This is a genomic window from Staphylococcus felis (genome assembly GCF_003012915.1).
Taxonomy (GTDB): domain Bacteria; phylum Bacillota; class Bacilli; order Staphylococcales; family Staphylococcaceae; genus Staphylococcus; species Staphylococcus felis.
Map to the genome: position 1 here is coordinate 1861402 of NZ_CP027770.1, position 14550 is coordinate 1875951.

General features: G+C 32.9%; 14 protein-coding genes. 5 read left to right on the top strand and 9 right to left on the bottom strand.

The window, feature by feature from the left end:
- Position 1: 1 nt before the first annotated feature.
- Together C7J90_RS08660 and lysA are read left to right on the top strand one after the other, a co-directional pair.
- Positions 2 to 1075 carry an alanine racemase gene (locus C7J90_RS08660; RefSeq protein ID WP_103209093.1) on the top strand — a complete coding sequence of 358 codons (1074 nt, stop codon included), beginning with the start codon at positions 2 to 4 and terminating at the stop codon, positions 1073 to 1075.
- Positions 1072 to 2337 (top strand): diaminopimelate decarboxylase, encoded by a 1266-nt coding sequence (gene lysA / locus C7J90_RS08665; RefSeq protein WP_103209091.1) that lies wholly within the window; start codon positions 1072 to 1074, stop codon positions 2335 to 2337. The genes C7J90_RS08660 and lysA overlap by 4 nt, the downstream gene beginning before the upstream one ends.
- 457 nt (positions 2338 to 2794) lie before the next feature.
- On the opposite strand, the gene cspA is transcribed toward lysA, so the two are convergent.
- Together cspA and C7J90_RS08675 are read right to left on the bottom strand one after the other, a co-directional pair.
- Positions 2795 to 2995 carry a cold shock protein CspA gene (cspA, locus tag C7J90_RS08670; protein ID WP_103209089.1) on the bottom strand — a complete coding sequence of 67 codons (201 nt, stop codon included), beginning with the start codon at positions 2993 to 2995 and terminating at the stop codon, positions 2795 to 2797.
- Between the two features lie 177 nt (positions 2996 to 3172).
- A complete protein-coding gene (locus C7J90_RS08675) occupies positions 3173 to 3481 on the bottom strand; it encodes a DUF1033 family protein (protein ID WP_103209088.1) in 309 nt (102 codons plus the stop codon).
- 152 nt (positions 3482 to 3633) lie between these two features.
- On the opposite strand from C7J90_RS08675, the gene C7J90_RS08680 reads away from it, so the two are divergent.
- From C7J90_RS08680 to C7J90_RS08690, 3 genes are read left to right on the top strand one after another with little or no spacing between them, the layout of a single operon-like run.
- The gene (locus tag C7J90_RS08680; protein ID WP_103209086.1) at positions 3634 to 3906 is read left to right on the top strand and encodes an acylphosphatase; all 273 of its coding nucleotides are present in this window, start codon (positions 3634 to 3636) and stop codon (positions 3904 to 3906) included.
- A gap of 12 nt (positions 3907 to 3918) precedes the next feature.
- Positions 3919 to 4557, top strand: a complete 639-nt coding sequence (locus tag C7J90_RS08685; protein WP_103209085.1) for a 5-bromo-4-chloroindolyl phosphate hydrolysis family protein — start codon at positions 3919 to 3921, stop codon at positions 4555 to 4557.
- The gene (locus C7J90_RS08690) at positions 4554 to 5732 is read left to right on the top strand and encodes a toxic anion resistance protein (RefSeq protein ID WP_103209083.1); all 1179 of its coding nucleotides are present in this window, start codon (positions 4554 to 4556) and stop codon (positions 5730 to 5732) included. Before C7J90_RS08685 ends, C7J90_RS08690 begins: the two co-directional genes overlap by 4 nt.
- Before the next feature lie 96 nt (positions 5733 to 5828).
- Here C7J90_RS08690 and brnQ3 read toward each other — a convergent pair whose 3' ends face one another.
- The 7 genes from brnQ3 to sucB form a co-directional block, all read right to left on the bottom strand.
- Entirely contained in the window at positions 5829 to 7175 is a 1347-nt protein-coding gene (gene brnQ3, locus C7J90_RS08695; protein ID WP_103209082.1) for a branched-chain amino acid-like transporter carrier protein BrnQ3, read from the bottom strand.
- Positions 7176 to 7294: 119 nt separating this feature from the next.
- On the bottom strand, positions 7295 to 9190 hold the full coding sequence (locus C7J90_RS08700) for a vWA domain-containing protein (RefSeq protein WP_103209080.1): 1896 nt from the start codon (positions 9188 to 9190) through the stop codon (positions 7295 to 7297).
- A gap of 13 nt (positions 9191 to 9203) precedes the next feature.
- The gene (locus C7J90_RS08705) at positions 9204 to 10001 is read right to left on the bottom strand and encodes an ATP-binding protein (RefSeq protein WP_103209078.1); all 798 of its coding nucleotides are present in this window, start codon (positions 9999 to 10001) and stop codon (positions 9204 to 9206) included.
- A gap of 88 nt (positions 10002 to 10089) precedes the next feature.
- Entirely contained in the window at positions 10090 to 10293 is a 204-nt protein-coding gene (locus tag C7J90_RS08710) for a DUF6501 family protein (RefSeq protein ID WP_103209076.1), read from the bottom strand.
- Between the two features lies 1 nt (position 10294).
- A complete protein-coding gene (locus C7J90_RS08715) occupies positions 10295 to 11116 on the bottom strand; it encodes a VOC family protein (RefSeq protein WP_103209075.1) in 822 nt (273 codons plus the stop codon).
- 674 nt (positions 11117 to 11790) lie between these two features.
- Positions 11791 to 12990, bottom strand: coding sequence for an IS110 family RNA-guided transposase (locus tag C7J90_RS08720; RefSeq protein ID WP_280522916.1), 1200 nt, complete (start codon positions 12988 to 12990; stop codon positions 11791 to 11793).
- A 299-nt stretch (positions 12991 to 13289) separates the two neighbouring features.
- Positions 13290 to 14543, bottom strand: coding sequence for a dihydrolipoyllysine-residue succinyltransferase (gene sucB / locus C7J90_RS08725; RefSeq protein ID WP_103208997.1), 1254 nt, complete (start codon positions 14541 to 14543; stop codon positions 13290 to 13292).
- Positions 14544 to 14550 lie beyond the last annotated feature (7 nt).

A 14550-nucleotide genomic window follows, 5' to 3' on the forward strand; every position in this document is an offset into this window, starting at 1 on the left:
TATGGTAGCTACTTGGCAAGTTGATACAACGATTTTTCAGAAGAATATTCGACAAGTTGTGGGAAATCAAAAAATAATGGCTGTTGTAAAAAATAACGCATATAATTATGGCCTTGAATTTGCTGTTCGACAATTTTTAGAAGCGGGTATCGAAGCGTTTAGCACGACTTCACTTGATGAAGCTATAAAAGTCAAAAGAATAGCCCCAAATGCGGTTGTATTTTTAATGAATGCAACGACTCATTTCGAAAAACTGAGACAATATGGGATACACATGACTTTGCCTTCTTTATTGTTCTATCATCGTTATAGCGACGAACTATATGATATTCATGTTCATATAGAATATGAGAATCTGTTGCATCGTTCAGGTTTTAAGTCTCTTGATGAAATAAAACAAGTTCTTAATGAACACAGTGACAATCAAAATTCTAAAATGAAAATTACTGGATTGTGGACACATTTTGGTTATGCTGATGAATTTGAATGTTCCGAGTATGAAACCGAGCGTTACGATTGGTTGAACATTGTGGAATCACTATATGAGGAAGGATATCGATTTGAAATGATTCATTCACAAAATAGCGCAAGTTACTTTAGAGAAGGACACTTACTTGAAAGGCATACTCATGCGCGTGTAGGTATAGCTTTATATGGTTCTCGTCCCTACTCTAATTTAGAAAGAGATGCTATTTCTCAGTCACTTGTTTTAAAAGCCAACGTAATACAAGTCAGAACAGTTCATAAAGGTGAACATTGCGGTTATAGTTTTGCTTATACGGCAGTACAAAATAATACAAAATTAGCGGTAGTTGATATTGGATATGGAGATGGTATTTTGCGAAGTCGCTCAAAGCATGAAGTGATGATTAACGAGCGAATCTACCCTATTCGAGCACTAATGATGAGTCATATGTTTGTAGAAGTTGATGAATATGTGTCACCAGGTGATGAAGTCATCATTTATAATGAGACGCTTCGAATTGATGATTACACATTCAAAGGGGTCGGCGCAAATTCTGAACAACTCAGTGCATTAAATCTCGATTCATTAAAAAAGGAGTATTTATCATGACAGTACAATATAATCAATACGGTGAATTAACGATGCAGGACACAAATTTAAAGTTGCTAGCTCAAAGTTTTGGAACACCCACAATCGTTTATGACGAGAAACAAATCAGAACACAAATGAGACGTTATCATGAGGCATTTCGAAAAAGTGATGTCGACTATGAGTTATCATATGCCTCTAAAGCTTTTACATGCATACAAATGGTCAAGTTGGCAAAGGAAGAAAATTTTGATTTAGACGTAGTGTCTATGGGAGAGCTATATACAGCGCTAGAGGCTGGGTTTGATCCTAAACGAATTCATTTTCATGGCAATAATAAAACGAGAGATGAAATTCAATATGCATTAGATCATGACATTGGCTATTTTGTGATAGATGCTTTAGATGAAGTTGATTTGATTGATAGCTATGCTTCTCAAAAAGTAGATGTTTTATTAAGAGTTAATCCTGGTGTTGAAGCACATACGCATGAATTCATTCAAACTGGCCAAGAAAAGAGTAAATTTGGACTCTCTATCAAATATGGCTTGGCTGAAAAAGCGGTATCACAAATACAAAAATCGAAGTATTTAAATTTGAAGGGTATCCATTTTCATATAGGATCACAAATTGAAGATACAAAAGGTATGATTGAAACTGCAAAGATTGTCTTAACTTGGCTAAAAGAAAAGAATATTGCAATTGAATTATTAAATCTAGGTGGTGGATTCAGTGTTAAATATACAGAAAATGATCAACCATTTAACATTGAAAAAGGCATACCTGAAATAATAGAAAGTATAAAATCGACTTGTCACACACTTGAGTATCCCCTACCTAAACTGAGTGTTGAGCCTGGACGTTCGATTGTTGCAGAAGCAGGTATAACATTATATGAAGTAGGAACAATTAAAGAAATTCCTTCAGTTAATAAGTATGTATCAATTGATGGTGGTATGAGTGATCATATACGTACATCTTTATATGATGCAAAATATCAAGCTTTACTCGTTAATCGTAACGATAAAGTTGATGAAACGGTAACCATTGCTGGGAAGTTATGCGAATCTGGAGATATCATTATACATGAAGCGCAATGCCCTTCTACAATTCAACGAGGAGATTATATCGCTATTTTAACAACAGGCGCTTATCATTATAGTATGGCATCTAATTACAATCAAATGCAGAAGCCTGCAGTTTATTTTGTACAAAATGGCAAAGCCCGTGAGGTTATCAAGCGTCAAAGTTTACGTCAATTAATCATTAATGATATCAAATAGGCTCTCAGTTAAATTGGATTGGTCGCATTAAATTAAGGAGTTACGCAATAATGGATTGCTTAACTCCTTTTTCGTTGTGTGATCATAAAGTCTTGAACATTAATACCTCTTTTAATACAACATAAATCAGTAAAATTGAGTTGGTAAAACATATTTTATAACTTAGGGGTGCGAATAAACACAGCAAATTTGATTGTTTCCTAAGCCGAGACTTATGAGGCATCTTGCCGTAACCGAAAATCCATTTTAAGATTGGGTAAGTTCAATCTTAAAATGAGTTGAGGTGAGGCGCCTAGAAAAGTGAGGCTTTATGGAACAATCAAATAAATGAAATTATTTATACACCAGTCCGATTTACTATAGAACCATCAAATAACGGTCGATATGATTTGAATGAAATAAAAAAAACAGTGAATCACCATTCACTGTTTTTTTTAGTCAACATTGCATCTATTTATTATAGTTTAACAACGTTTGCAGCTTGAGGACCGCGGTCGCCTTCAACTACTTCAAATTCAACTGATTGACCTTCTTCTAATGATTTGTATCCTTCTTGGTTAATAGCTGAGAAGTGTACGAATACATCGTTTTCTCCTTCAACTTCGATAAAACCAAAACCTTTTTCAGCGTTAAACCATTTTACTGTACTTTGTTTCATAATCTGTGAAACCTCCAAGACTAAAATTCAATATGCAATTATTCGCATATTACAAAAAATACTAATTCACACTTCATAAAAGCTAAATATTCTTTGCAATATGGAATAATACAATTGCTTATATCCTATTATAATGTAACCACTTTCTATTTGCAATACAGAAATTAAAATTTTCAATTAGTCAATGACTGGCAGATTATAAAAAATTTGTTCATTTTCTAATGTAATATAACTATAAAAAATTTGTAAATTTTCATCACAATGCTCACAAAAATTCAAATCACAATTATTATAAAACGCATAGATATTGTATTTGCCTAAAATATAATTATCATAAAAATTCATTGAGCGCTTGATAATTTGAGTATAAGCGTCTATAAATGCTTGATAAGAATCATAATGCTGCTCCTCAACAATATGTTCAGTCCAGTCATCAAATAGCCACCAGCCTTCATAATCAGCTCGTATTTTAACTAACTTCCACATTATAAAGCCTCCAAATAATGTATCAATAATCTTCAAGGTAATCGTTTTAGAAATAAAAATCAAGTTAAAAACCTCATAGTCTATATTATACTACTCAATTATTAGAGTTTTAAAGCGAAAGTCCGTATAATTAAAAGTAAGAGGTGGTTATATTGAAACAATATGTAATAAAAGTATATGGGCGTGTGCAAGGCGTGGGTTTTCGTTATTTTACGGAACGCATTGCTAAACAGTATCGCATTGTAGGAACAGTTGCGAATGTTAATGATTATGTAGAAGTACATGCTCAAGGCGATGTAGATGAGTTAAAATCATTTATTAAATCGGTTACAAACGGTGCTTCCCCAGCTTCATCGGTGTCAAGTTATACAATTGATGAAGAGGCAGTGAATCATACATTTAAAAATTTTAGAGCTATATCTTAAAGGACGATTATGATGAGATATAATCTATCACGCATTTTTGGTACTTTAGTTGGAATACCAGTGTCTTTGATTGTTTTTACAACTAGTATTTTCACAATAGATGTATGGTTAATATTTGATGTCTTAATCGGGATTGGCGGATTTGTGTTGAGTTATATCCCAACACAAAGATTAACATCACGTGCATATCTCCAAGAAATGAATCTTACCCGAAAAGATTATCGTTATATTCAACATCAAATCATGATGGCTCAGGGGAAAACAAAGCGTATACTTAAATCATTTATAAAAATACGATCCATTCAAGATTTTAGACTGATTAATGATATATATCGACTAGCGCGTACTATAAATCAATCAGTTAAACATAGACCGTTTCATTTTTTTAATATCGAAAGCTTTTATTATTCTCATATTGATCATGCATTAAATTTGATAGAAAGCTACACACGTCTTTCTAAAATGCCTTTGAAGTCAAAAGATGAACGTCAAACACTTCAACAAACGAGATTGACATTAGAGGAAGTACGTAGAACACTTATTGCTGATTTAAAACAAATCAATGCTTCAGATTATGAGCAATTAGATACTGAAATGAAACTGAATCAAATATACAAACAGAGGCGTTCGAGAAAGGAGTCAGATAAATGAGTGAAAAATCAAACGTTCAATCCTCTCACCCATTAGATGACTATTTTAATAGTATTGAGAGCTCAGAACTAAATCATAACGAAAACTATGGGACTGATGAGAATATTAATCAAAAGCCTCAATTTTCTCAGCAAGATATAGATAAAATCAATACATTAGCGCAGCAAATTAAACCGTTAGATCATGATAGTTTATTAAATTATGGTGCAAAAGCCCAGTCGCATCTCTCCCATTTTTCTCATCAAATGTTAGATGAGATACAATCTAAAGATACAGGCCCAATTGGAGAAACATTGGATGCGCTTATGAAAAAATTAAAGGAAGTTAATCCTGATGAGTTAACACAAAAAAACGATCATTTTTTAAAGAAAATTTTTAAGAGATCTAAAAATTCAATGCAACACTTATTTTCCCGAATGCAATCTGTCAGTGCACAGGTAGATCGTATATCTATTACTTTAGATAAAAATAAGACCTTATTGTCTAAAGACATTCATATGCTTGATGAACTATACAATCAAAACAAAGATTACTATGATGTCATCACTATTTATATTGCAGCTGCAGAACAGAAAAAAGAGGAAATAGAAAAGGTTTTGTTACCTGAATTAAGAGATAAAGCAAGGCAATCAGACAATCAAATGGCTGTTCAAGATGTTGCAGATATGGAACAATTCAACGATAGATTAGACAAAAGAATATATGATTTAAAATTATCACGTCAAATCACGTTACAAACGGCACCTCAAATACGCATGATTCAAAATATTAATCAGGCATTAGTCGAAAAAATTCAAAGTTCTATCCTAACTAGTATTCCATTATGGAAGAATCAGATGGCAATCACCTTGACATTGCAACGTCAAAATAAAGTAGCACAAACACAAAAACAAGTAACTGATACAACAAATGAAATTTTATTAAGAAATTCAGAATTGTTAAAGCAAAATGCACGTATGACTGCTGAAGAAAATGAGCGTGGTATTGTGGATATTGAAACATTAAAAACAACACAAGATAATATTATTCAAACTATTGAAGAGACATTACAAATTCAAGCAGATGGGAAGCAAAAACGTTTAGAAGCTGAAAAAACTTTGCAAGATTTAGAAGGAGACTTAAGAAAACGTCTAAATGTAGCGGAAAATCAGCGTGATAGTGCTTTTGACAAATAATAAAGTTCAGTTGAATAGTAAAAGTGGCAAAATATTTTATTTGAATCCCCTTTCTATCGATAAAATAGGGTTTCAAAGATATCTTGCCACCTTTTTTTATTCTTTTTCGTATACGATGATGCTAGATTTTTTAGTTATATTACTAATAACAAATGTAATGATAAACACAATGATGGCAATTGGGAACCATTCAAGTGAATAAGCATGTAATGGTAATTGATTTAAGAAATGTATTTCAACCCAACCATTGCTGTTAATTACAGATAAAATGGATTCGATTGTAATAACACCTACCGTCACTTGTTGTACAACACGTCTAGTAGGAATAAAACGCGCTACTAAAATCATTAACACGGTCGTGATTGCAATTGGATAAATAATTGACAATACTGGAATTGATAGTTTGATAACTGCATTTAATCCGAGATTAGATAGTACTAAACTGATAACTGTGAAAATAATAACATAAGCTTTGTATGAGACTTTTGGTAAAATACTGTTGAAATATTCACTTACTGATACGATAAGTCCACATGCTGTTGTAAGACAAGCTAATGCAACGATAATACCAAGTAAATATTTACCCAATGATCCAAATCCTGTATTAGCCATTGTAACCAATAAATATGTACCAATGTTTTGGTTTTGATCAACAAGCTGTTTCATCGTATCTTCAGAAATAATCATATGATTACCTATAAATCCAAGAGAAATATAGATAAACGCTAAAGCAGCTGCAGCAATAACACCAGCCATTGCAGTTTGTTTGAAAATCTCATTTGCGTGCTTAATGCCTGTAGCTTTAACTGCATTTACGACTATCATCGAGAATGCGATAGCAGCAATAGCATCCATTGTTAAATAACCTTCTGTGAATCCTTTTGAGAAACCAGATAAGTTACTTGAAAACACTTCAGGATCTGCAACGTTTTTTGCATTTCCACTAAAGTCTACAAACCCTTTGATAATCATAGCTAAAATCGTTACAAGAAGTAATGGTGTCAAAATAGCCCCTATACGATCAACAATTTTACCTGGGTTTAAACATAAATATAAGACAATAATGAAATAAACAATAGTAAAAATAAACAACCAAAGCGGGTTGCCTGAATTGATAATCGGAGTGATTGTCATTTCGAATGATGTTGATGCAGTCCTTGGAATAGCAAATAAAGGACCAATAGTTAAATAAATTGCTAATAGGAAAACAACTGAAAATACAGGATGAATTTTGTTAATAGCGCCTATATACCCCTGTTTATCTAATGCACCAACTACTACTGCTAAAAGTGGTAAACCTATCCCTGTTATTACAAATGCAATAATAGCTGGCCAAAAATATTCACCACTTGATAAACCTAAGTTCGGTGGGAAAATTAAGTTACCTGCCCCAAAGAAAATTGCAAATAACATAAAGCCAATAAATATAGTATTTTTGTTCATAAACCTTCTCCTTAAATTCCTTGCTAGTAAACATGATTTATTCTATCACAGATAAAATTAGAAGTCTATAAGATTTCTGAAAATTTGAAAATTGTATAGCCATTTTGCGCGTTAGTTTACTAAAATGATTTGAGTAATAACTTTTTCAACAATGGGGAAAGTAAACTTGGAAGATGTGATACACCTTCAACAAAAATAGCGTACTGCCCATAAATATTATGAACAGTTTGTTCGATAGATTCCGTAATCGGTTCTTGACTTAAGAAGACATTGAAAATTTCGATACCTAGCTTACGTGATGCTTCGACAGCTTCGTAAGTATCCAGTATACCATCTTGGCTATAGTTGAATGCTGACGGTTCACCGTCCGAAAAAACTATTAGAAATTTTTGTGTTTCGGAGCGTTTAAGTAATCGATCACTTGCCACACGGATTGCAACACCATCACGATTATCATCTTGTGGTGTTAAAGACATGATGCGTGGTGCCTCGCCATGATATATCGAACGATGGTAAGTCATAATTTCTTCAATAATATTGGGTTGATATGTTTCATCTGTTTCAAAAGCGTCCTCACTAAATGCTAGGATTTCATGCTTAACATTTAACGCTTTTAACGTTTCATGAAAGAGTACTACACCTTTAATAGTTTCTGCCATTTTGTCATGCATACTGGCAGATACATCAATAAGCAATGTAAATGTAGCATCAAATGTTTGGCTTAAATCAGCTTTTTTATAAAATAACTTATATTGATCGTCAATAAACCAATTGATGAGATTTTTTTGAAGTCGACCTTTTGTTAAGTTCGTACGTATATCTTGATATTCTCGATCTATCGTCTTTTTGATAATTTGAATTAAATCTTTGGTTTCAAATTGAACATCTGCTTTGACTTGTTGATAGCTTTCAAAATGCTGTGGGGTAATCTCAGGTGTATGCCATTGAATATCGACATATTGGTTGATGCCATTTAATAAAAGTGTAGGCGTTGAAATGCCTGAGAATCCGCCTTCTTCGTTATCTTTAACATCATTACTGAGTCCTTTCCCCTTTTTAGCCATCATATCAGTCATATCGTCAGAAGCGTCTCCTTCACGTGCGGTATCATTATCGGAAATGACTTCACTATTTTCGCCTTCGTGTAGTTCAGTTTCTAAGTAAGCGCCACCAGCCGTTTCACTATCGCTAGATTTAGATGCAACATTTTCCGAATGTGTATCTTCATCAGATTCATCAGTTTGACCATCTACATTCGCAGCGTCCATACGTTTAATATCATCAAGTGTCATATCGGATAATGCTGTATAAACATGACGTGGTATATGATAGTATTCGTTTAACATGTCTTCTTGTAATATATGATCAACTTGAAACATAATACGTTGAACTAAAAACAGAGTGTCTTCGCTAGAGGTAAGATTAAATGAATCAGGTAAATATTGATAAATTAAATGTAATTTATCATTTACACTAGCGTGTATCATAGGAACATCATAAAAATTTTCTGTTAAAAATGACTTTTCAAGATTAAGGAAAAATAATTCCGTAAATAAAGTTTTGGTTTGATAAACTTTTATTTGCGTTTCACAATATTGAAGTCGTGTCCTTTTTCTAAGATTAACCATTGCTCTAGCTTTCGGGCGATCTGAGGTGATGAGATTTAAGATGCGCATTTCTTCTATCATTTTGAAAAGTTGAAAATATAGTTTAGGGTGTGAAAACGCTTCAGAATTAGATAGCACTTCATTAACTATCTGTGGATCCATATTAAAATAACTATAAGTTGCTAATAGGACATCCGTTTTAAGTCCGGTGTGTTCAATGCGTTCGGGTCGATGCGCCCAAAATGAACTACATATCAACTCATTATCAATCGCATCATAATAAGGGAATTTGTGGATTTTTACATTAACATCTTTGTTTTTTAATAATAAACGTGCTAAATCTTGAAGCATCATCACTTTCATAGCATCAAGTTGTTCATCATTAAACATTATAAAACGCTCACTCATAAATAATCATCCTTTAAAAATTAAGTTCAACGGCATTGAGAATGGCTTGTTGTTCACGTTCGTCTTCTAATTTATCAATAATTGTACGTTTGATAGCCCTTTCGATAGGCATGACAGTAGCTAAGTCACTCATATCAATCAGAGCGCGAATACTTGCAGCTTCTTCTGAAAGTTGTCCTTGTTGTGTCATAGTACGTAAGTCAGCATTGAATTGAATGATTTGTGAAATCAGTTGTTCATCTTGCAATAAACTTTGTGCTTTAATTACGTCACTTAATATGTCCCCATCAATATATTCTACATTGATTACTACAAATCTATTTTTAAGTGCTTCATTCATTGGTAAAGTACCAACATAGCCTTCATTAATTGCTGCAATTACTTTGAAACTAGAAGCAGCTTTAATGACTTCCCCTGTAAAAGGATTTGTTAATTGGCGTCTGTAATCTAAAACACCGTTTAAAATAGGCAGTGTTTCAGGTTTAGCCATATTTATTTCATCAATATATAAAATATGTCCTTTTTTCATCGCTTGAATAACAGGCCCATCTATAAAAACAATTTCTTGTTGTCCACTGTCTGAAGTTTGTATCGTTTTAAAACCGAGTAAGCTTTCAGCGTCTAAATCAACAGAACAATTTACTTGATGCATTGGCAAATTAACATCAGCACTTAATGTTTCTGCTAATTTTGTTTTACCAGAGCCTGTGGGTCCTTTGAGTAAAATATTTTTATTTAAATCAAACATTTTTTTAGCATCTTCATAAACCGTTTTGTCAGAGTTAATATAATGAGTGTTAAGTTGTTGCATTTTTAAATCACCTTTCTGTTTAAACATGAAAAAGACGTGGATATATCATATCCCCGCTTTTTTTCAATGTGTATTCATTTGTTAAATATTAAATTTCTTCAAAATAAGTTTTATAATATCCACCGACATGCCCTGAGTTATCAATTATTTGATAATACTCTTCTGTTTCATTTACTACAGGATATGTTTTACCGATAGTAAGCATATCTTTGACAGTAAATTTACTAGCATCTGTATGCACGACTTTTACGTGTTTAATAGCCGGTTTTTCTTTCCATGTTTCATGTAACATATTAATCATCCTTTTTCATATCTAAAGTTAATAAAAATGATATTCCACTTGTATCACTAACACGTACTGTTTTAGTGTTTTTCTGTGTATTTTGGAGCATTTGATAAGGGATATCATGCTGTTTTAACTGTGCTATTGCATTTTGAAATTCATCTATATTTGTAGCAGTAAACTCAAGTTGCTCAATTATACCATATTCTGATAATTGTATGGGGGTCTTCGCTTGATATAGATGCACTTCGGAACCAAGTCCTCCTTGTCCTCTTTGAAGTACAGTGACAGTTTGGTTCTCATGATTTTGATATTCAGCATATAACTCAAAATTAAAGATTTTAGTTAGTAAAGTTATTGTAATCAAAACTTCATTTGTTCTTACTATTACAGGACCTAGCCCTTGAACTTGATGAAGCGGATTGACAGAGCTGCTATCATCAGGCGTACCTAATTGCACACCGCTATTATGCTCATTTGAATAAATATCAACCCTTTGTGTATGATGATCATGAATATAAAAATGTGCATGACCGTTCATTTTAGTTATTTCTGAAAATGTGATATCATTTTGCTCGAATATATCTTTGTATTCCTGTAGTCCTTGATCTGACGGTGTTCTTAAACCGATAGATTCAAAATGCGATTGATTAGGTGTCAAAGATCTAGGAATTTTAACAAATTGTAAGCGTGTGCCAGGATTTAATGAAACATCACCAAATTGAACAGTGGTGTCACGTTTAACATAACGCATACCAATGATATTATGAAATAAATGAATGGTTTTGTCTATATTTTCAGTTCCTAATGTAACACTACGAATACCTGTCATAACAAAATACTCCCCCTGAAATTTACTAACCTAATATGGTTTTAGTATAAATCATATTTAAGTTGCATAATTGAAGCATACTTATAAAATGAACTTGCTAACAGAGCATATAGTAAATCATGACTATTGTCATTTCCAAGTCATGTCATATCGATATTGAGGATATAATGTTAGTGTATCATATCTTAGAAAAATAATGCTTAAAAACTGTTGTACTTAGTAAACTGTCTACAAGATTTTATGGCGCTTATCGATAGTTTAAAAAGGATGGGCCATCATTCTTAGTAATTGAAAAATCTCGAAGTTTTCTTATAATGAGATGATTCATTCAATGATATGAAAGTGTCTTTTTTTAAAGTGTTTTAATGTAAAATTATATGTATATCACGTAGTATTGTTGGCGAGACTTCTGAGGGAATAGGATGAGCGTCTAGACCGGGGCTCGACCCATCCCCTAGGAAATGCGAGCCAAACAATACGAATTATTGATAAAAGAAAAGCATAGAGATGATTCATGATTGAACCATCTCTACACTATTATTTTGGGATTGATGTCCCAAATTCTTTCCTACGATTAGTCAAGTCTTTATGTTTAAAATAAGCATTACTAAATTAGCCCGTTCAATTTAATTTTTTTGAATAAGGTGTTACACTGTATTTGATTGTACGGTTGGCTAATGTGGGGACATTTGATAATCGTACAATTTCTGATTCATTACTAAATAATGAATCGTTTTTAAGAGACGATTAATACAAGCGATGACGGCAGTCTTGTGAGCTTTCTCATGAGGCTGCTTTCTTAGCTTATAGTAATAATCGACGACATGATTGTCATAATGATGCTGCCCTCTTATTATATTCATAACCACCCAAAATAATAATCTTCTTGCTTTTTTATTGCCACGCTTATTAATTGTGTCTCTACTTTGCGTACTACCTGATTGATATCGTTTGATATCGATGCCTACAAATGCATTTAATTGTTTATTCGATTTAAATCGCGTAATATCTCCAAGTTCTCCAATAATCATAGCTGCAGATAGTTTTCCAATGCCTGGTATTGAATGAATATGTTCAAAACAATCAAGTTGTTGCGCTAATTGAATCATGTCTTCATCTAATTGTTTAAGATGTTGTATAGATTGTTTTAATTGTCTAATTAACAACCGTGCTTTTTCTACAAGGAATGAATGTCTATCGACATTCGGATAGCTTTCCCGAGCAATGTTAACCAATTGGTGTGCGTGATTTTCAGCTTTATTCATAGATAGACCTTTATCAGTCGAATTGAATATATAAGAAATAAGGGTATCAATATCCATATTTCTCACCATATCTGGATGAGTAAATCGTTCTGCGATGTTAAGTGCAATGATAGAATATCGACTACTAAATAATTTTTCTAAACCAGGAAAAGTTTGATGAAGCTGTTCAACAATTTCAAATTTAAGCCGATTTTGTTTATTTTCAATTTCCAGATGAAAACGTACACGCTCTCGCAACTCAAAGAAGATAGCTTCATACATAGGTAAGGTTTCCATTCCTTTTAAAGTAGGTGCTAATTGCGCAAGTTTATGTGCGTCTGACTTATCAGTTTTCCATGATCTTAAAGAACTTGTTCTGAATTTAGCTTCTAACGGGTTCATCTCAATATAATTAATTTGATTTACGCGACAAAATCGAGTCATACCTCTTGAATAAATACCAGTAGATTCAAAAATGATTTGTAGGTGGTCTAAATCATTCAAATACTTTAATAAATAATTATAACCATTTTTATTATTTTGAATGGTAAATTCTCTTTGAAATTGATCGTTATGATAATGAGCTACGACACTACTTCTTTTACTAATATCAACACCTAAGTAATTGATAAATATAGCCTCCTTTAAAGAATTGAGAAGCTTTGAACTTTACTTAGCCTTTTTCATCTCATTTTCCTATACACGGTTTCAAGAACCCAACATACTTCAATCGAATTTCAAAAGGAGAGTAAAGCTGATCAGTTTAAATTGCGGATTCAAAGATCCAAGGGACTGCTCGATCTACTTCTCTCTACAACTATAAAAAATAGCTGTGAAGAAATCTATCGTCATAAATTTCTTCACAGCTAATCTTAGTATGTTTATTATATGATGTGATATATTGTACAAATGCTTATTTGATTATGGTATTAAGATTCTAATAATAAATCTTCAGGGTTTTCAATTAATTCTTTGATTGTTTTTAAGAATCCAACTGCTTCTTTACCGTCAATAATTCGATGATCGTAGCTTAATGCAATATACATCATAGGACGATTTTCAATGGTATCTTTATCAACAGCGATAGGTCTAGTGATAATTGAGTGCATACCTAAAATTGCAGCTTGGTTACCATTAATAATTGGTGTTGACATCATAGAGCCAAAAATACCGCCATTCGTAATCGTGAATGAACCATTCATCATGTCATCAAGTGTCAGTTTATTATCGCGAGCTTTAGCAGCTAAGTCAGCAATTTCTTGTTCAATTTCAGCAAAATTTTTCTTGTCACAATCGCGAACATTTGGAACGAGTAAACCGCCTGGTGTTGAAACGGCAACACCAATATCATAAAACTGTTTTGTAACCATGTATTCGCCATCAATCTCTGCGTTAACTTCAGGATACTTTTTCAAAGCAGCAACAGCGGCTTTAGTGAAGAATGACATAAAACCGAGTTTAGTGCCGTTATGATTTTCCATAAATTGTTCTTTTTTACGTTTACGTAAGTTCATAACATTAGTCATGTCAACTTCATTGAAAGTTGTTAACATCGCTGTATTATTGCTTACTTCAAGTAATTTTTTAGCGGCAGTTTTCTTTCTACGACTCATTTTTTCACGAATAACAGGTTTAGATGGATGTGCTTGTTGTTGTGGTTGTGATTTTTGAGATGATTGTTCTGAATTAGAATTTTTCTTTTGTGCCCCTTTTTCTACATCTTCTTTACGTACGACATCGTTTGCTTTACTAGCCACATCGCTCAAATCAATACCTTTTTCACGAGCAGCACGACGCGCAGATGGTGTTGCATTGATACGTTCATTTGAAGTTTGAGATGACGATTGTTTGTCGGATTGATTTTCAGCTTTTTCTTCCTTATCTTCTGTTTCATTTTGTTTAGATGCTTGATCTGAGTCTTTAGTTTGAGATTGTTCAGCTGAAGCGCCACCTTCACCGACTACTGCAATTGCTTGACCTACTTCAACCGTATCTCCTTCTTCTGCTAATAGTTCTTGAATAGTTCCGGCTTCTTCAGAAACGACTTCAACATTAACTTTGTCAGTTTCTAACTCTAAAATTGCTTCACCTTTATCTACAGTATCCCCCACTTGTTTTAACCACTCTGCAATAGTACCTTCTGTGATAGATTCTGCTAATTCTGGAACTTTAACCTCTGCCATTTTTAAA

Bases quoted from the DNA above. Each gene is read 5' to 3' on its own strand.
- cspA (WP_103209089.1), bottom strand. From the start codon at position 2,995: ATGAAACAAAGTACAGTAAAATGGTTTAACGCTGAAAAAGGTTTTGGT.
- C7J90_RS08660 (WP_103209093.1), top strand. From the start codon at position 2: ATGGTAGCTACTTGGCAAGTTGATACAACGATTTTTCAGAAGAATATT.
- C7J90_RS08715 (WP_103209075.1), bottom strand. From the start codon at position 11,116: ATGACAGGTATTCGTAGTGTTACATTAGGAACTGAAAATATAGACAAA.
- brnQ3 (WP_103209082.1), bottom strand. From the start codon at position 7,175: ATGAACAAAAATACTATATTTATTGGCTTTATGTTATTTGCAATTTTC.
- lysA (WP_103209091.1), top strand. From the start codon at position 1,072: ATGACAGTACAATATAATCAATACGGTGAATTAACGATGCAGGACACA.
- C7J90_RS08690 (WP_103209083.1), top strand. From the start codon at position 4,554: ATGAGTGAAAAATCAAACGTTCAATCCTCTCACCCATTAGATGACTAT.
- sucB (WP_103208997.1), bottom strand. From the start codon at position 14,543: ATGGCAGAGGTTAAAGTTCCAGAATTAGCAGAATCTATCACAGAAGGT.
- C7J90_RS08710 (WP_103209076.1), bottom strand. From the start codon at position 10,293: ATGTTACATGAAACATGGAAAGAAAAACCGGCTATTAAACACGTAAAA.
- C7J90_RS08675 (WP_103209088.1), bottom strand. From the start codon at position 3,481: ATGTGGAAGTTAGTTAAAATACGAGCTGATTATGAAGGCTGGTGGCTA.
- C7J90_RS08705 (WP_103209078.1), bottom strand. From the start codon at position 10,001: ATGCAACAACTTAACACTCATTATATTAACTCTGACAAAACGGTTTAT.
- C7J90_RS08700 (WP_103209080.1), bottom strand. From the start codon at position 9,190: ATGAGTGAGCGTTTTATAATGTTTAATGATGAACAACTTGATGCTATG.
- C7J90_RS08685 (WP_103209085.1), top strand. From the start codon at position 3,919: ATGAGATATAATCTATCACGCATTTTTGGTACTTTAGTTGGAATACCA.